The 17971-nt window shown below is 65.5% G+C and carries 10 protein-coding genes and 1 pseudogene; 5 read left to right on the top strand and 6 right to left on the bottom strand.

Features of this window, described 5'->3' with window-relative positions; translation table 11 throughout:
- The 3 genes and pseudogenes from ACTHLF_RS05680 to ACTHLF_RS05670 all read left to right on the top strand — a co-directional run.
- Window positions 1–261: pseudogene (locus tag ACTHLF_RS05680) on the top strand (SAM-dependent methyltransferase); the annotation flags it as partial.
- Window positions 262–347: 86 nt separating this feature from the next.
- Window positions 348–665 carry a hypothetical protein gene (locus tag ACTHLF_RS05675; protein ID WP_440325606.1) on the top strand — a complete coding sequence of 106 codons (318 nt, stop codon included), beginning with the start codon at window positions 348–350 and terminating at the stop codon, window positions 663–665.
- 28 nt (window positions 666–693) lie between these two features.
- A complete protein-coding gene (locus tag ACTHLF_RS05670) occupies window positions 694–2490 on the top strand; it encodes a tetratricopeptide repeat-containing diguanylate cyclase (protein WP_440325605.1) in 1797 nt (598 codons plus the stop codon).
- 26 nt (window positions 2491–2516) lie between these two features.
- Here the strand turns inward: ACTHLF_RS05670 and ACTHLF_RS05665 are convergent, their stop codons facing one another.
- The 3 genes from ACTHLF_RS05665 to ACTHLF_RS05655 form a co-directional block, all read right to left on the bottom strand.
- Entirely contained in the window at window positions 2517–4385 is a 1869-nt protein-coding gene (locus tag ACTHLF_RS05665; RefSeq protein WP_440325603.1) for a glycoside hydrolase family 2 protein, read from the bottom strand.
- An 84-nt stretch (window positions 4386–4469) separates the two neighbouring features.
- Window positions 4470–6836 (bottom strand): GH92 family glycosyl hydrolase, encoded by a 2367-nt coding sequence (locus tag ACTHLF_RS05660; protein ID WP_440325601.1) that lies wholly within the window; start codon window positions 6834–6836, stop codon window positions 4470–4472.
- An 82-nt stretch (window positions 6837–6918) separates the two neighbouring features.
- Window positions 6919–10134 carry a TonB-dependent receptor gene (locus ACTHLF_RS05655; protein WP_440325600.1) on the bottom strand — a complete coding sequence of 1072 codons (3216 nt, stop codon included), beginning with the start codon at window positions 10132–10134 and terminating at the stop codon, window positions 6919–6921.
- 736 nt (window positions 10135–10870) lie between these two features.
- Here ACTHLF_RS05655 and ACTHLF_RS05650 point away from each other — a divergent pair.
- Window positions 10871–11287, top strand: coding sequence for a MerR family transcriptional regulator (locus ACTHLF_RS05650; protein ID WP_440325598.1), 417 nt, complete (start codon window positions 10871–10873; stop codon window positions 11285–11287).
- Window positions 11221–13494: a copper-transporting P-type ATPase gene (locus ACTHLF_RS05645; RefSeq protein WP_440325596.1), complete on the top strand. Its 2274-nt coding sequence runs from the start codon at window positions 11221–11223 to the stop codon at window positions 13492–13494. Before ACTHLF_RS05650 ends, ACTHLF_RS05645 begins: the two co-directional genes overlap by 67 nt.
- A 112-nt stretch (window positions 13495–13606) precedes the next feature.
- Here ACTHLF_RS05645 and ACTHLF_RS05640 read toward each other — a convergent pair whose 3' ends face one another.
- From ACTHLF_RS05640 to ACTHLF_RS05630, 3 genes are all read right to left on the bottom strand, one after another.
- Window positions 13607–16009 carry a GH92 family glycosyl hydrolase gene (locus ACTHLF_RS05640; RefSeq protein WP_440325595.1) on the bottom strand — a complete coding sequence of 801 codons (2403 nt, stop codon included), beginning with the start codon at window positions 16007–16009 and terminating at the stop codon, window positions 13607–13609.
- Between the two features lie 174 nt (window positions 16010–16183).
- Window positions 16184–17062, bottom strand: a complete 879-nt coding sequence (locus ACTHLF_RS05635) for a bestrophin family protein (RefSeq protein WP_440325593.1) — start codon at window positions 17060–17062, stop codon at window positions 16184–16186.
- A complete protein-coding gene (locus ACTHLF_RS05630) occupies window positions 17059–17724 on the bottom strand; it encodes a carbonic anhydrase (RefSeq protein ID WP_440325591.1) in 666 nt (221 codons plus the stop codon). The genes ACTHLF_RS05635 and ACTHLF_RS05630 overlap by 4 nt, the downstream gene beginning before the upstream one ends.
- Between the last annotated feature and the right edge of the window lie 247 nt (window positions 17725–17971).

The following is a 17971-nucleotide window of genomic DNA, read 5'->3' as shown; positions in this document are numbered from 1 at the left end:
GAGCTGCTCGTGGAGCGGTTGCTCGAGGACTATCCCGCCGACCACCCGATCGTGGTGTATCGGGCGCCGGTGCTCCCCATCCACGGCCCGCATATCCAGCGCATGGCATTGCGGGACTTCCCATCGGCTGAGTTCATCGGCCAGGAAACACTGGTGCTCCCGCCCGTGCATGCACTGCGGCCAAACCTGGCGATGCGCGCGCGCCTGGATGCACTCGACGCTATCTACGGCACCGGCGCCGAGCCGGTCGTAACCGCATGACGACCTAAAGAATCCGGACGGCCCGCCGCTAACGCAGCATGCAGGCCCGTTCGCGCGCAGCATGAACGCCAGACTTGGGGAATGACGTGCACGATACCGTTGAACTACTGGAAGCCATCGGCCGCGATGCGAGCCTGCGGCATGCCTCGCCCGAGGCACTCGCGAGTGCGCTTGATGCGGCCGGAGCATCGCCCGGCGTGCGCGAACTGGCGGCCACGGGCAACGACGCGGCGCTGACCGCGGAACTGGGCCTCGTGAAGCTGCACGGCGAGCACATGAGCCAGACCGGCGGCCATGAAGGCGACGGTGACGACCACGACCCCGCGCACCACCCGGATCACGACGACGAGGGCGACGAGGACGGAACCGCCTCCGGCGACGACCTGGACGCACCCTCGCCCTGAGGCCATGGTGGGCATCGTTCCAGGCGGCATGTCACGCTTTCGGTACCGGATCGCCTTCGCAGGCCTGGTGCTGGGCATGGCGCTGGCGGCGCATGCCGCCTCCGTGCCGCTGCCGCCCCCAGCGCAGGGCCGGGTGGCGCAAGTTGACGCCATCCGCACGAAGGATCACGCGCGGTTCACTGAGCTTCTTGCGGCACTCCATACCGACGTGGCGGACCTGGATGCCGGCGAAAAGCGGTACCTGCGCTACCTCGATGGTTGGGAAGCCAATTACGAGGGTCGCTACCCGGAAGCCGAAGCCGCTTTCCGCGCGGTCATGTCCGAATCGGACGACGACGCGCTGGGCGTGCGCGCGACCGCGATGCTGATGAACAACCTGACCAGCCGGGGCAAGTACGCCGAGGCCTATGCGATGGCCCCCCGGGCTGCCGAGACGCTGGAGACGGTTTCCGATCCCGAGGCGAAATTCTCGCTCCTGGCGAACCTGGCACAGATGCTGACGTTCGCTGGAGAGCCGGCGATGGGCCTCAAGTACGCGAACATGATGATCGAGGCCACGCCGGCGGGGCGGTCGCCTTGCCAGGCGCTGGTGCAGAAGGTCACGGCACTGGAAGGTGCGCGCCAGCTCACGGCGGACAGCCCGGAATTGCAGACGACCATCGACGCGTGCACGGCGGACAGGCAGCCGATCTTTGCCAACACGGCGGCATTGATCCGGGTGGATCGGCTTATCGCCGACCGCAAGGCCGGGCAGGCGCTGACGGCTCTCCAGGCCATTGCCCCTGCCATCGAGGCGAGCGGGTATTTTCCGCATCTCATCGACCTTGCCAGCCAGCGGGCACAAATCTACGAGCTGCTCGGCAACATCGACGAGGCACGCAAGGCGGCGAACGAAACGGTATCGCTGAATCATCCCGGCGATATCAACGAGGCGCTGCGTATTGCGTATCGTGTGCTCTACGGCATTGAGAAGGCGCAAGGGAACACGGCAAGGGCACTCGAATTCTACGAGGACTATGTTGTCCAGGACCAGGGATACCTGCGTGATGCCAATGTCCGCAACGCGGCTTACGAGGCCGCGAGCCAGCACTTCCGCGCGGAAAAGCTCGAAAGCGAAGGCCTGAGCAAGGAAAACCGGATCCTTCGGCTGCAGCAGGCCCTCGACGCCAATGCGGTCGAAACGAGCCGGCTTTACATCGCCTTGCTGGCCCTTGTTCTCCTTTCCATCCTGTTCTGGACGGCCCGCATCAAGCGCTCGCAGCTCCGCTTCAAATGGCTTTCATCCCGCGATAGCCTGACCGCCGTATATAACCACCAGACGTTCATGGCGGAGTCTGACCTGGCTCTCAAGGGCCTTGAAAGGCGCGCGGGCGACGCGTGTCTCGTGTTCCTCGACCTCGACCATTTCAAGCAGGTCAATGACACGCACGGTCACGCCGTTGGCGATGCCGTACTCAGGCATTGCGTGGCTATCTGCAAGGGCGTGTTGCGCAAGGATGACCTGCTTGGCCGGCTAGGCGGCGAAGAGTTCGCGATGCTGTTGCTTGACGCGCCGCGGCTGCAGGGTGGCGTGGTCGCGGAGCGCCTGCGCACCGCGCTCTCGGCATCGCCCCTCGTAGTGGAGGGGGCCGTCGTATCGGTGACCGCCAGCATCGGTGTCGCATGCGTGGATACGGCGGGCTACGACCTGCAGCGCATGTGCCGCGCAGCGGACGCAGCGCTCTATGTCGCCAAGCACGAGGGGCGCTATAGGGTGGTCATGGATGGCCGTGCCCCCGTGACCCCGGCCTATCCGGCGATGGGTACGAACCCGCGCCGTGCCTGACGCGGGTTCGTGTCCATGCCGATGCATCAAGGCCCTTCGAAGGCCCGGATCGTCGCCTCGTTGATCGCCTTCACCTTGGCCTCGTCCACCTTCTCGACCTTGCGGTCATACGTGTACAGGCCGTTGTGCTCGCCTTCCACGTCGGTGATCTGGGTGTAGACGCTGCCGGACATGCCAACGGCCGGGCCTTTGTCGCGCAGCACGGCCGTATTCGCGACGTAACCGGCGTTCAGCGCAGCGGCATCCTTTACATCGCCATACGGATTGATCGCCGTGTTCGGCCACATGTGGCCCGCGACGCCCAGCGTCAGGCCGCCATGCTCGCCATCCATCGATGCGCGCTTCGCATCCGGCGCCGGCAGGCCCGGGCCCTGGTAGTCGTGTACGTCGATGATGTCGCCGGCGTGCACGTCGCCCTTCGTATCGCAGCAGTTGTAGCCGCTGCGTGCGTTGACCAGGCGGGTGGGATCGAGCTTCTTGATCTGCGTCGCCAGTTCGCCTGCGGCGGGGATGCTCCACTGGCCCCAGCCTTCGTTGAACGGGATCCAGCCGATGATCGAGGTCTCGCCCTTGAGCTGGGTGACGATCGCCGTGACGTCCTTCTTGAAGCGTGCCTTGTCGGCATCGCTGAGTTTGTCGTTGTGGCCGTTCGGCATGGCCGGCATGTCCTGCCATACCATCAGGCCGATGCGGTCGGCCCAGTAGTACCAGCGCGCCGGTTCGACCTTGATGTGCTTGCGGATGGTGTTGAAGCCGAAATCCTTCGTCTTCTGGATATCGAACTTCAGCGCTTCGTCGGTCGGGGCGGTATGGATGCCATCCGGCCAGTAGCCCTGGTCCAGCGTGGCCAGCAGGAAGGTCGGCTTGCCGTTGAGCACGATGCGGTTCTTGCCGCCTACGTTCTTGATGCCGATGGTGCGCAGGCCGGCGTAGCTGGTGACCTCATCGCTCTTGCCGCCCTGGGCCAGGGTGGCCTTGAACGTGTACAGGAACGGGTCGGTGGGGCTCCACAGGTGCGGATCCTTGATGGCGACGTGCAACGGCTTGCCGGCCGGCCCGGTCGCTTCACCCACGGCCTTGTCGCCCGCGTACGCGGTGATGTGCAGCGTGGCACCGGCGGCGTTTCCATCGACCTTCGCATTGGCCGTGAAGCCATCCAGCGTGGTGTCCGAGGTAAAGGTCAGCTGGCCGAGGCTCGCCGCGGGCACGGGCTCGAGCCACACCGACTGCCAGATGCCCGAGGCCGGCGTGTAGAAGATCCCTTCGGGCTTCAACCGCTGCTTGCCGACCATGACGTTCTCGCCATCGACGGGTGCATGCACGGCGACGACGATTTCCTGCGGGCCATTCGGGCGCAACGCCGCGGTGATGTCGGCGCTGAACGAGGTATAGCCGTCCGTATGCTTCGCCACCTGCTTACCGTTCACGTACACGGTGGCCTCCTGCGCCACGGCGCCGAAGTTCAGGCGGACGTGCTGGCCGTTCGCCGTGAAGTCCGCCGGGATCTCCACGGTGCGGCGGTAGAGCATGTGGTCCGAATGTTTCCGCACCCCGGAAAGCACCGACTCGATCGGGTAGGGCACGAGCACCTTGTCCTTGAGCGCCTCGCCGAAATGCGGCGCGGCGGCGTTCTCCGTCGCGGCGTATTCCCACAGGCCGTTGAGGCTGAGCCAGGTCGGCTTGTCGAGCGAAGGGCGTGCGAGCTGCGGACGCGGGTATTCCGGCAGGGCGTGGGTCGGCGAGACGTCGCCGGTCCACGGCGTCGCGAGCGGGGCGGTCTTGCCGTTCCATACGCCGTCCGCGGCCCGGGCGGCCATGGCCGGGGAGGCCAGGGCGATGGCGAGGGCGATGGCCAGGTAGGGGCGGGTGCGGGGCAGGTTGTGGTGCAACTTCATTTACGGTCCTTTGTGACGGTGTCGCGGCGTGTATCGCGCGCAAGCGCGCTCCCACAGGGGCGCGCTTAGGGGTGGGGCGCGGCTTCAGGGGGCGTGCGACATGGAGGGCGGGGCGTCCTGCGGGGCGGTGCCCCAGGTCTTGCTGGGCTCGGGGCCCATGGTCAGCACCAGCGTGGCACCGTTGACGATGTCCGCATGGCTGAACCACGGCTTCGTCCACGGCTTGCCGTTGAGCGTGGCCGACTGGATGTACATGTTCTTCGCGGAGTTGTTCTTCGCGACGATCTCGAACAGCTTGCCGTTGCCAAGGCGCAGGCGCACGTGGTCGAAGATCGGGCTGCCGATGATGTAATCCGGCGTGGACGGATCCACCGGGTAGAAGCCCATGGCGCTCAGCACGTACCACGACGAGGTGGAACCCTGGTCGTCCATGCCCGGGTAGCCATAGCCCGTGGCATCGCTGCCGTACAGCTCGGCCAGGATCCGGCGGGTCAGCGCCTGGGTCTTCCACGGCTGGCCGCTCCATGCGTACAGGTAGGCCGCCTGCTGGTCCGGCTGGTTGCCCTGCACGTACTGGCCGATGAGGCCCGTGCAGTCGCGGCAGATGCCCTTCGCGGTGTACGGCGTGGAGAAGAACGCATCGAGCTTGGCGTTGAACTTGTCGCGGCCACCGAGCAGGTCCATGAGACCCTGCACGTCGTGCGGTACCAGCCACAGGGTGGACCAGCCAGAACCTTCCTTCATCATGAAGTTGTAGTACGGCTCGCCCGGATCGAACGGCGAGATCCACTTGCCATCCGCCGTGCGGCCGCGCATGAAGCCGACCGAGGGATCGAACACGTTGCGATAGTTGGCGGCGCGCTTCTCGAACATCGCGGCGTCATCGGCCTTGCCGAGGCGGCGGGCGAAGTCGGCCAGCGCATGGTCATCCCATGCGTATTCGAGGGTGGTGGCGACGCCGGCCTTGCCACCGGCGTAAGGCGGGCTGGGGTTGCCATCCGGGATGATGTCCGAGATCCAGCCCTGCTTGTCGTACTCGGCGAGGTAGCCGCGCGGACCCTTCGGATCCGTGGCGTTCTTGCGCAGGTATTCGTAAGCGGCGTTGTAATCGAAATCGATGCCGCGCTGCCACGCACCGTCGTAGAGGAACACGGCATGGTCGCCGTGGAACGAGGTGTTCATGTAGCCGCGTTCGCGGGCGCGGTCCAGCTCGGAGCGCATGATGTCCTGCACCACCGTCGGCTGCATCAGCATGAGCAGGGCGATCTGGTTGCGGCCGGTATCCCAGTAAGGCACCGGGCCGTACTGGTCGTAATCGGCGAGCTTGTCGTTGCCTTGCGTGTCCGTGTAGTGCTCACCCTTGCGGGCGATCATGCGCGGGCTGGCGAACGAGTGGTACAGGGTGGAGTAGAACAGCATGCGCTGCTTCGGCGTGCCACCCGTGACCTGCACGCGATCGAACAGCTCGGCCCACTTCGCACGCGCCTTCTCATGCACGCGGTCGAAATCGGCATCGCTATCCTGGGCCTTCAGCCGCTGCTCGGCTTCCGCCGCGCTATGGCCGTGGGCGATGCGCACCACGACCTGGTCACCCTTCTTCGTATCGAAGCCGAGGTAGGCGCCAGCGTAGTCACCGGAGATCTTTCGGCGGCCGGCCTGGACATCCTCGCGGCCGAGGCCTTCGCCCTTCTCGTTGATCTCGGCGTGGAACGTGCCGAACCGCGTGAACGGGCGGGAGAATTCAGCGATGAAGAACGGGCCATCCGTGTCGCGGTCACGGCGGCCTGCCGTGGCGGAGCCGCGCACCGTGTGGTCATCGACTACTTCGATATCGCCACCGGCCTTGCGCAGGTTGATGACCACGTTGGAGCGGTGGCTATCGGGGAAGGTGAAACGCATCAGGCTGGTCCACTGCGTCGCCGTCAGTTCGGCGCGCGTGTGGAACGTGGCAAGGTCCACGGCGTAGTAGCCGGGCGAGGCCTTCTCGCTGGCCTTGTCGTAATACGACATGGCGTAATCCGGCGGAACGGTCCAGTCGCCGACCACCGGCATGACGATGGGCGCGCCGCGCGCACCGTAGGTCGAGCCGCCGCCACTGAAGCCGAGCATGGTCGGGCGGCGGTAGTCGTACGCGACCGGCACGCCGGTAGCGAAGCCGAGGTCGGCGTTGATGTTGACGGGTGCGGCTTCGGTCGCGCTCTGCGGCAGGCTGGCGCCGGGCGTCGTCATGCCGGTGTAGGTCGGCTCGCCAGGGGGCGGGGCGTTGCCGAGGAGTGCCTGGTCATCGAGTGGCGCGGTGCCCACGAGGGGGTTGGCGAGATCGACCGATGAGGTGGAAGAAGAGGTGGGCTTTGCGTCTTTCGCCGGGCCGGCGAGGGCAGTGCCGAGGGTAAGCGTCGCGAGCGCGAGGACAAGGGCACGACGGGGCTGGCGTGCCAGGAGCATGGTCATAAGGGTTTCCTTCGACGGAGCGGGGATTCATCCGTTCAAACGAAGACGGGGCCGGGCGATGTGCCCGGCCCCGTCCATTTTCTTACTTGTCGCTTTCACCACCGAACTTGTACGTCACGCCCACGTAGTACTGGCGGCCCGGGTAGAGCAGCTGGACCAGACGTGCGCGCGTGTCGCCACCCAGGTAGGTGTGCGGCGTCGCCTTGTTGAAGTTGATGACCGACGCCGTGACCATGAAGAGCTTGTTGAACTCATAGTCGCCGTTCAGGTCGATCTGGTGGTATGGCTGCGCATACACCGGCAGGCCCGAGGCCAGGCCGGTCATGGTGCGGCCGGTCCAGTTGTCGCTGGCGCGGAGCAGCAGGCCGTGCTTTTCATAGAACAGCGAGACGTTGGCGGCGTACTTCGCGCTACCGATCAGCTCGGCGTTGCCGACCTGGGTATCGCCCAGCGAGACCGCGGTTTCGTTCGTCTTGTTGAGCGTGTAGTTGACGATGGCGCCGAAGCCCGACTCGAAGCTGTGCTGCGCGTAGATTTCCACGCCCTTCGACGTACCGGAGCGGCCGTTGGCATTGGTGCTGTACTGCAGGAAGTTCGTCGCGGTGCCGCCCACGTCAACGTTGATGTTGTTGACGGTGACCGGGACGACGAAGTTCTTCACCTTCTTCTTGAAGAAGTCGATGCCGACGACGCCCTTGGTCGCGTAGTACCACTCGCCGGCCAGGTCGAACTGGGTGGCCGTGAACGGCTTCAGGTCGGCGTTGGCACCCGAACCGTACCAGCCCGGCAGCGGTGCGCCGAACTGCTTGCGGTCGTTGTAGTACTCCTGGGTGTTGTTGGTCAGCTGGCCCAGCTGGGCAAGGTCGGTGTAGTTCGCGCGAGCCATCGCCTGCGAGCCGGCGGCGCGGAGGACGAAGTCTTCGGCGAACGTCCAGGCGACGTTGAAGCTCGGCAGGAACTTGTTGTAACGCTTCTTGGTCGACGAGTTGGTGAAGTCCTCGATGACCGACACTTCGCGCGGCAGGTACTGGAAGTCACCCGGGGCGCACGCACCGCCACCCGCATTCACGCCCGAGGCCGGGCAGATGAGGATGTTGCCCGCCGGATCATGGTAGTACACGGCGTTGTTGGTGGTGACCTGGTTGGCGACCGTGAGGTCCTGCTTCGTCGTGACGAAGCGCACGCCGACGTTACCGCGGACGCTGCCCGTATCGAAGTTCGCCTGCACGTAGGCAGCAGCGATCTTTTCACCGATGGACGACTTGTTCTGCGGCTTGTTGTACAGCGTGCGGTCGTACGTCTGGTTCAGGTAGTTGTAGTACGCCGGGAAGTTGATCGCCGGGAAGATGTCATCGCCGTAGGCGTGGTTCACCCCGTTGAGGTATTCCGACTGCAGGAAGCCGGCCGGCAGCTGGCCCGCGTTTGGATCGCAGGTCTGGAACTGCAGCTGGGTGCCCTTGCAGTACCAGCGCACCTCGTTGCTCTGCTGTTCGGCGTTGGCGTCGCTGTACTTGCCACCAAACTGGATCGACTGCAGCCAGCTGGAATCCAGCGACCAGGTGAAGTCGGCCTGGGCGAAGTTCTGCGAGTTGGTCGTGTTGACCATGTTCGAACCGGTGGAGCCCAGGTCGACCTGGCCGGCACCGTTGAGCATGTTGTTCAGCACATCCTGCTCGGCGCTGATGCCCGGCTTGCTGCTCACATCGCTGCCGGACGTGGTCCACGAGGCACCGTTGCTGCCGTTCACCCACTGGCCGTTCACGAAGTTGCGCGGCTTGGCGGCCATGCCCAGTTCGATCGACGGGCCGCCCTTGGCCCAGGTACGGCCGAAGTTGAACGAACCGCTGAGCGAACCGCCGTTGTCCCACTCGCCTTCCAGGTTAAGGGTCTGCGAGGTGGCCTTCTCGACGGAGTAGTTGCCGTTGAGCCAGGGGATTTCCGTGTTGCAGACGTCCACCGCCTGGCGGGCTGCGCCGGTGACGGGGTTGGTCGCGGAGTTACAACCGACGCCGGCGGCCGGCAGCTGGTAGTTCGCGCCGGTGACGATGCTGTGCGACGGATCGAAGGTCAGGCCGTTCGGGGCCAGCAGGCGGCCGTTCTGGTCGGCATAGTTGCTGTTGTTCGGCAGGCCCCACTCGGGGATCTCGAGCGTGTTGGTGATCTGGGTCTGCTGGCGCTCGAAGCGGAAGTAGTTACCGGTCAGCAGGAAGTGGTCGCTCGGCTTGAACTGCATCGTGGCCTGGGCGCCCTTGGTCTTCAGGCTCAGGTCGTTGCGGCTCGTGGCGAACTGCTGCGGCATCCAGAAACCGTTGTACTTGTTTCCAGCCTGGTCGACGACGCCGTTGCCCCACAGGTCGATGTTGTTGTTGACGGCCGAGTCGTACGGGTTGCCGTGGATATCCACCGGTGCCTGCGTGCAGGTCTCGTGGTCGCGGCAGTTGTCCGACCACCAGTGCCAGCTGGTCGCATCCGCTTCGTACGTGGTTGCCTGGCGCTTCTGGTACGAGCCGGCGACGAGGAAGCCGAACGTCTCGTCCTTGTTCTTCCACGAGTACAGGGCCGAGCCCTGCGGTTCGGTCTTGCCGCTGGTATCGGACATGGCGCCGGTACCCGTCACGAAGCCTTCGTTCGCTGCCATTTCGAGCGGACGACGCGTGCGCAGGTCGACGTTACCGCCGATACCGCCTTCATCCAGGCGTGCCTCGAGGCTCTTGTAGAGCTTGATGTCCGAGAACATGTTCGCCGGGAACAGCGTGTAGTTGAACGAGCGGGTCAGGCCGGCCGAGGTATCGGCCGAGGCGACGTAGTTGCCGTTCAACTGGGTGTAGGTCAGTTCGGGCGCAAGGCCGCGGATGCTGACGGTCTTGCCTTCGCCCGATTCGCGGCTGATGACCACGCCCGGTACGTGCGCAAGCGCGTCTGCGATGTTCTTGGCCGGGAACTGCGCAATATTCTGCGCATTGATCACTTCAACGATCGAGTTGGCCTCGCGCTTGTCGATCACGTTCTGCTCGATCGACTGGGCGTAGCTCGTGACAACCACGGTATCGAGGTTGGTCGGGCTCTGGCCTTCGTTTGCACGGGCCTGCTTGCCGTCCTTCTTCGTCTTGGCGGCGTTGGTCTGTTGCTGCGTGGCGTCGGTCTGCTGCTGCGCGGCGTCGGTCTGTGCTTGCGTGGTCGCGGGCGCGGCGGTCTGCGCGAACGCGGCGGCGGGCACGATCATGGCGAGTGAGAACGTGGCTGTGGCGAGCGCGGCACACAGCGGTTTGCGCTTAAAGAGTTGTGGCTTAAAAGACATTTTATTTTCATCCCTCAATGAAAAGAGCCCTTGCGGGTCAAGCGCGGTGATCCCCCGTTTGATCACCTGTGCAGATGCGCGAATGTGTACTGCACACGTCCTCCTCTAAAACTTGATTGGATCGATCCAAATTAAAGACGGCCGACCAGCCCCCGGGCAGGTCGGCACTGCGTGGTTCAACGAAGCAGATGCAGGACAGTAGAGCGCCGACTCGGGCGCTCAGCCAGGTGACAGGCGCGCACCTCAGCCAGGCGCACCTTCTTCAGCATGGAATGACGGACAGTTCTGGCTTTCACGTGTGCGCTTCCCATTCCCCTCAAACGGTGCGTCGGAAAGGGACGGCAGCCGGGGCAGCGCATCGTGCGCACGTTCCCCTTCCACTCACCCCCACCCTGGCCAGGCCAAAAACAATCGTCGATGCGAATCATTCTTGGCTTGGATCGATCTAATTCCCCCGACGCAAATTTAAGAACTGAGGCCGGGGGGTGTCACGCTGCGTCGCAAAAACGGAAGAGATCTACGAAAAATCGTAAGCAAATGGCTTTGCAGCGAGGTTTTCCGGGGGCTGCGGTTAATCTGGCGTGGTCGCGTTGTTGCGGCGCAGTTACGTTCGGTAGGGGTGCGCTATGTAAAAACGGCAAGTTGTTCACATAAATTGAACCATTCACGGGGCGCAGGCAACGAAATCCGGTTGGGTATTGACTCTGGAGTTAGCTCAAGGCTTTAGACTTCACCCATGACAAACTCGACCTCACTCACCATCGGCCGCATCGCGCAGAGCGCGGGGGTGGCCATCGATACCATCCGCTTCTACGAACGCGAGGGCTTGTTGCCCGAGCCGAAGCGCCGGCCGTCTGGCTACCGTGAGTACGACGCCTCGGCGGTATCGCGCCTGCGCTTCATCCGCCGGGCAAAGGAGCTCGGCTTCACGCTCGACGAGATCCGCGAGCTGCTGGCCTTGTCGGCGGACCGCAACGACGGCGTCGAAGGCGTACGCGAACGTGCGACGGCGCGGCTCAAGGCCATCGATGACCGCATCAGCGAGCTGCAACGTGTCCGCAATGGCCTTGCCGAGCTGGTCGACGCATGCCCGGGCCATGGCGCACCGGAAGACTGCCCGATCCTGAAGGCGCTTGCAGAGCCGCAGCCATGACCCACAGCTGTTGCTCCCACAACCCCCAACCCGCTAGTGGGAGCGCGCTTGCGCGCGATGGCTCCGCGAAGAGTCCCGACGTAGCCGCGCCCCCAGGCACCCTCTACACCTGCCCAATGCACCCGGAAGTGCGCCAGGAAGGCCCCGGCGCGTGCCCCAAATGCGGCATGGCCCTCGAGCCCGCCATGCCCACGCTCGACGAGGACGATGGCGAAGTGAGCGCGATGGCGCGTCGCCTTGGCGTGCTGGTGGCGTTGACCTTGCCGGTTTTCGTCGTCGCCATGGGCCCGCACCTGTTCGGCTGGATGTGGCCCGCGCCGTGGGATGCGTTCGCGCATTGGGGCGAGGCCCTGCTGGCGAGCATCGTGGTGCTGTGGGGCGGCGCGCCATTCTTCGCGCGTGGCTGGCGGTCGCTGAAGCCGTGGACGCCGAACATGTACACGCTGATCGCGCTCGGTACGGGCGTGGCCTGGGTATACAGCGTCGTCGCGCTGCTGGCTCCAGGCCTGTTCCCGCTCGCCATGCGCGACTTGCATGGCCATGTGGACGTCTATTTCGAATCCGCGGCGGTCATCGTCACCCTGGTGACGCTCGGGGACTTCCTGGAACTGCGCGCCCGTCGCCGCACCGGTGCCGCGTTGCGTGGCCTGCTTGGCCTGGTGCCTAAGACGGCGCGCCGTATCGCTTCCGACGGAAGCGAAAGCGATGTGCCGCTGGATCATCTCCACGTCGGTGATCACCTGCGCGTACGCCCGGGCGAGAAGGTACCGGCGGACGGCACCGTGCTCGACGGCGAAAGCCACGTGGATGAAGCGATGCTCACGGGCGAAGCGAACCCGGTGGCCAAGAAAGTGCACGATAAGCTCACCGGCGGCACGCAGAATCAGCATGGTGCGCTCACCATGCGCGTGGACCACGTCGGCGCGGACACGGTGCTTTCCCGCATCGTGATGATGGTGGCCGAAGCGCAGCGGTCGCGCGCGCCGTCGCAGCGTATCGCCGACAAGGTCGCCGCCTGGTTCGTGCCGGGCGTGGTGGTTGTCGCGCTGCTGGCCTTCGCCGCATGGTGGATGTTCGGCCCGCAGCCGGTCTTCGCGCATGCGCTGGTCGCGGCGGTGTCGGTGCTGATCATCGCGTGCCCCTGCGCGCTGGGCCTGGCGACGCCGATGTCGATCATGGTGGCCAGCGGCCGTGGCGCGCAGGCCGGTGTGCTGTTTCGCGATGCGGCGGCGATCGAGTCGCTCCGCGAGGTCGATACGCTGGTGTTCGACAAAACCGGCACCCTGACCGAAGGCAGGCCAGCGCTGGTGGACGTGAGGACGTTCGGCCGCGAGCGGCGCGACGTGCTCGCGTTCGCCGCCGCGGTGGAGCGGCCCAGCGAGCACCCCCTTGCGGCCGCCATCGTGGCCGCCGCGGAAGGCGAGGGCGCTTCCGTCCTGGCGGTCTCGGGCTTCCAGGTCGTTGTGGGTCGTGGCGTCGCGGGCCGGGTGGATGGCCATGATGTCGCCGTGGGCAATGGCCGCCACATGGAAGACCAGCGGGTCGACGCCGCGGCGGGCCGTGACGTGGCCGAGAAATGGCGTGCCAAGGGTGCGACCGCGATGTACGTGGCGATCGATGGCCGGCTGGCCGCCGTGCTTTCACTCGCTGACCCGGTGAAGGCATCGACGAAGCCAGCGTTGGATGCGTTGCACGAAGCTGGCGTCCGCCTGGTGATGCTGACGGGCGACAACGCGGCGACTGCGAAGGCGGTGGCTTCCGCGCTACCGATCGACGATGTGCACGCGGGCGCTTCGCCGGAAGACAAGGCGAACTACGTAGCGAAGTTGAAAGCCGAGGGACGCACGGTGGCCATGGCCGGCGATGGCGTTAACGACGCGCCTGCGCTGGCGAAGGCGGATATCGGTATCGGCATGGGCAATGGCAGCGATATCGCGATCGAAAGCGCATCGGTCACGCTGTTGAAGGGCGATCTTGCCGGCATCGCCCGGGCGCGGGCGCTATCCGAAGCGACGGTGAAGAACATCAGGCAGAACCTGCTTTTCGCCTTCATCTACAACGCTGCCGGCGTACCGCTTGCAGCCGGCGTGCTCTATCCGCTGCTCGGCATCACCCTCTCACCGATGATCGCCGCGCTGGCGATGAGCCTGAGCTCGGTGTCGGTGGTGGGCAACGCATTGCGTCTGCGCCGCGAGCGTATCGATTGACGCAACGTCGTAGGAGCCCACCCTGTGGGCGACATCTTGCGCGAAGGCCTGCATACCCTGTGGCTCTTCCGCGAACGGCGTCGCTCACAGGGTGAGCTCCTACGGTTACTGCTTACTTTTGGTCGAACGACGGCGGGGCATCCTTCGCCTTCGCTGCCCACGCCTTGTTCGGCGTGTCCTTCAGGTCGAACTCGAGCGTGCCGCCCTTCAGGGCGAAGCTCTCCGGTAGCCACGACTGGTCGACCGCCTTGCCGTCGACCTTGAGCGCGTTGACGTACGGCTTGCCCATGCCGGCATTCGGCGCAAGGATCGTCACGTCGCCGCCTTCGCGGTGGATGACGGCCTTGGTGAACAGCGGGCTGCCCACGATGAACTCGGCGCGGCCCGGGATGTTCGGGTAGATGCCCAGCGCGGCGAACACGTACCACGACGACATCTCGCCGAGATCATCGTTGCCCGGGATGCCGTTCGGCGCATTCACCCAGATCGTGTCCAGTACGCGACGCACGAGTTCCTGCGTCTTCCACGGCTGGCCGGCGTAGTTGTAGAGCCATGGGCCGCCGATCGAGGGTTCGTTATCCAGCTCGGCGTGCAGCGGGCCAGACTTGGTGACCGCAAAAGTACCGTCCGGCTGGTAGAAGTAGTTGTCCAGGCGCTTTGTGGCCTTGTCCATGCCGCCCATGGCTTCGAACAGGCCGTGCACGTTGAACGGAATCATCCACACGTACTGGGCTGCGCTGCCTTCGACGAAGCCGTCGCCGGTCGACGGGACGAAATCGTGGGCTTCCTTGTCGTCGTCGTCCTTCACCTTCGCCCAGGTGCCATCCGCATTGCGGTTACGGATGTAGCCACCCTCCGGCGCAGCCTTCGGGTCGAACAGGTTGCGCCAGTACTGCGCGCGGCCGAGGAAGCGTTCCGCGTTGGCCTTGTCGCCCATGCGCTCGGACATGGCGCTCAGCGCGAATTCCGCGGCGACGAGTTCAAGCGTATCGGCGGCCGGACCCCACGACGGGGCGCCGACGGGGATGTAGTGCAGCTTCAGCCACTGGTCGAGGCCGGGGCGCTGGCCGACGCATTCGACCGGGCAGCCGTCCATCGAGGTGTCCAGCGCCGTCGGGTTATCCGCGGCGTGGATGAGGGAGGCGAGGGCGCCCTTCGCATCGAAATCGCGGGCGCCGAACGCATAGATGCCCGCGATCGACGGTGCCGCCGGATCACCGTTCATGACGTGCGTGGCGCCGTTGTTGTGCGTCCAGCGATCCCACACGCCGTGGTTCTGCTGCGCCTGGTTGTAGAGGCTCTGGGCGATGTCGCTGGCGATCTTCGGCGTGAGCCACGCGACCATCGGCAACTGCGAGCGGTAAACGTCCCAGCCCGAGAAGTTGGCGTACTGCGCCCGCTGCGTGCCGGCGACCTTATGCACCTTCTGGTCGAAGCCGATGTACTCACCGTTGACGTCGCTGAAGACATTCGGGGTCATGGAGGCGTGGTACAGCGCGGTATAGAACACGGTGCGCTGGTCCGGCGTGCCGCCTTCGATGTCGATGCGTGAAAGCTGCTTGTTCCAGGCGCTCACCGCATCGTCGCGGACCTTCTCGAAGGTGGTGCCCTTCGGCACTTCGGCGTCGAGGTTGGCCTGCGCGTTGGCCGCGCTGGTGTAGGAGATGCCGACACGGACGTTTACGTCCTTCGTGCCCGGCTTGAAGCCGACCCATGCGCCGGAACCATTGCCTTCCTTCGGCCAGCCCTTGTCGCCGTAGCCCGAGCCGCCTTCGCTCTTCGTGCCGCCCTTGGTCACGGTGGTGTTCTTCCAGGTACCCGTGCTGGCGAACGGCTGGTCGAACTCGATCACGTAGTGGACGGTGTAGTAGCTGTGGCGGTCCGCCTTGTCGATATAGCCGCAGACGTTGCCGCTGGTGACCGAGCCGCTGATGCGGTGGTTGGCCTTGTCGACGTTGACCGTCGCGTGCTCCGAGCCGACTTCGGAATCCGAGGCCCGGACCAGGATGTTCACCGGTTTGCCAGCGGGGAAAGCGAAGCGCCCGGCACCGCTGTGCAGCGCGGCCGTGAGGTCGGCGGTGACGCCGTTATCCAGCTTGACCTGGTAGTGGCCCGCTTTCGCCACTTCGTTGGCGTGGCTGAACTTCGACGCGTAGGCGTGGCGGAAATCGGTGCTCGGCGAGGTGGTCACGTCCTCGGTGATCGGCATGATCGGCACATCGCCCGATGCGCCACCGCAGCCCCAGCCTTCCACGTTGGTGAGGGCGAAGCCGCGGATGGCATCGGCGCGGTACTCATACCCGCCCGGTGCGGCGATCGGCGATTTCTTGCCCGGCAGGGGCGAGGCTTCCGGCGTGAACTGGAACATGCCGAACGGCACCACGGCGCCGGGGAACACGTTACCCCCGTTCGTGGTGCCGATCAGCGGGTTGACGAGCTCCGCGGGGGTGGAGGCGGCGCCGGCCAGGGCGGGGACAAGAGCGGCGGCGAGGGCAAGGGGCTGGAACGCGCGCAAGGGGAAACCTCCACGATGGGCAAATTTATATCGATTGAAATCCCTGCGGGAAGCGGTGTCGTGTGCCAACGGTCATGCGTGCACCGCAGCATTCCTGTAGGAGCGCGCTTGCGCGCGATGGGGTCTTGCCGTGCCAGCCATCGCGCGCGAGCGCGCTCCCACAAGGGAGGGGCTTCAGAGCAGGATGCCGTCTTCCGGCTGCACGGGCTTCAGGTCGTGCTTCTCGCCCAGCATGTCGCGCAGGTCGATCTCGATGGCGCGGGTGAGCGTGGTCAGCGGCACGTCGTCGTCGAGGTTCTCGAACGGGTTCTGCATGTCGTTGCCGATCTGCAGCAGGGCGAGGAAGAGGAAGCCCGCGACGGTGGAACCGAGCGGGGTCCACAGGCCGAGGCTTTCCACCAGGCTCAGCGGCAGCAGCAGGCAGAAGCCATGGGTGAAGATGGCCGGGTAGGTGGCGTACTGCTGGGGCAGCGGGGTGTTCTTGATCCGCTCCATGCCGCCCTGGGCGTTGGAGATATCGGAAAGCGTGCGGGCCAGTGCGGCCCACAGCACGGGATCAGGCTTTGCCGCCGCCATGAGTTCGGCGGTGCCGCTGTGGATCGCGTTCGGGACGTTCGCGACCGGCCGCAGCCCCTCGATCTCGTCGGCGGACAACCGCGGTGCGAGTTCTTCCCAGGGAGCCTGGCGGCGCAGGTGCAGGCGCAAGGACTGCACGTAGGCAATCTGCCGGTGGACGACCGTCACGGCGGTCGCGCGGGCAGGCAACAGGGTCAGGGCCTCGCGCGCCAGGGTCCGCGAGGCATTCACCATCGCACCCCACAGCGTGCGCGCCTCCCACCACCGCGCATACGCGGTGGTGTTACGGAAGCTGAGGTACACGGCGATCGCCGAGCCCAGCAGCGTGATGGGCAGGGCGGGGAAGTCGGCCGTCCAGCGCGGGTGCGCGACGTACCAGAACACGGTCACCGCCACATCCCACGCGAACAGCAGCGCGAGCGGCCTGCCCACGTAACGCAGGATGTGGCCGAGGTGCGCGCGCCCCGGGAGGATCATGCGCTGTGTTCTTTCTTGATGGCTTCGGCGAGGGGAATGAACGTGTCCGAGGCCTTGTCGAGCACGGCGACGGTGCCGTCACCGATGTCGTAAACCCAGCCCTGCAGCGTGATCGCATGGTTGGCGAGCGCGGCGGTGACCGCGGGGTGGGTGCGCAGGTGATCGAGCTGCAGGCGGACGTTCTGCTGGGTGACGTCCTTCAGCACGTTCGCCGGATCCGGCTGGCGGGCGAACACGGCGCTCTTCGCGGCAGCGGCGTTACGCAGCCAGGCCTCGACCGTCGGCAGGTTCTTCGTCGATTCCGGATTGAGCAGGCCCTTCATGGCGCCGCAATCGCTATGGCCACAGATGACCACGTGGCGGACGCGGAGCACCGCGACCGCGAACTCGACCACGGCCGACACGCCACCGAGCATCTCGCCGTACCCCGGCACGATGTTGCCGATGTTGCGGCAGACGAACAGGTCGCCCGGCTGGGTCTGGGTGATCATCTCCGGCACCACGCGGGAATCCGCGCAGGTGATGAAGAGGGTATGGGGACTCTGGCCTTCGGCCAGTTCGCTGAACAGCTGCTGCGTTTCGGGGAAGACGTTGGCGCTGAAGTCTTCGACGCCCTTGAGCAGGCCAAGCAGGCTGTCGTCGCGCGGGGTTTCCTGGGTCATGTGCTCACCTTGGAAGAATGCCGCCAGCGAGGTGCCAGGCGGGCTTAGGTGACGCAGTTTAAGGCAAACCCGGGTGATGGAAATGCGCAGCGGTATGGTTCCCGCCGGTTTGTACGATCCTGCGGAAAATTGTGGGAGCGGGGGGGGGGGCCGGGTGGGGGGGGGGGGGTAACCCAACCCCCCCCGCGCCCCGCCCCCCCGGGGCGGGGGGTGGTAACGCTCGGGAGTCTTATTATGTTAAAGAACG

The sequence above is a fragment of the Luteibacter sp. genome (assembly GCF_051958795.1).
GTDB lineage: Bacteria > Pseudomonadota > Gammaproteobacteria > Xanthomonadales > Rhodanobacteraceae > Luteibacter.
Note: the sequence above shows the minus strand (reverse complement) of the source record. Positions and strands in the feature narration are given on the sequence as shown.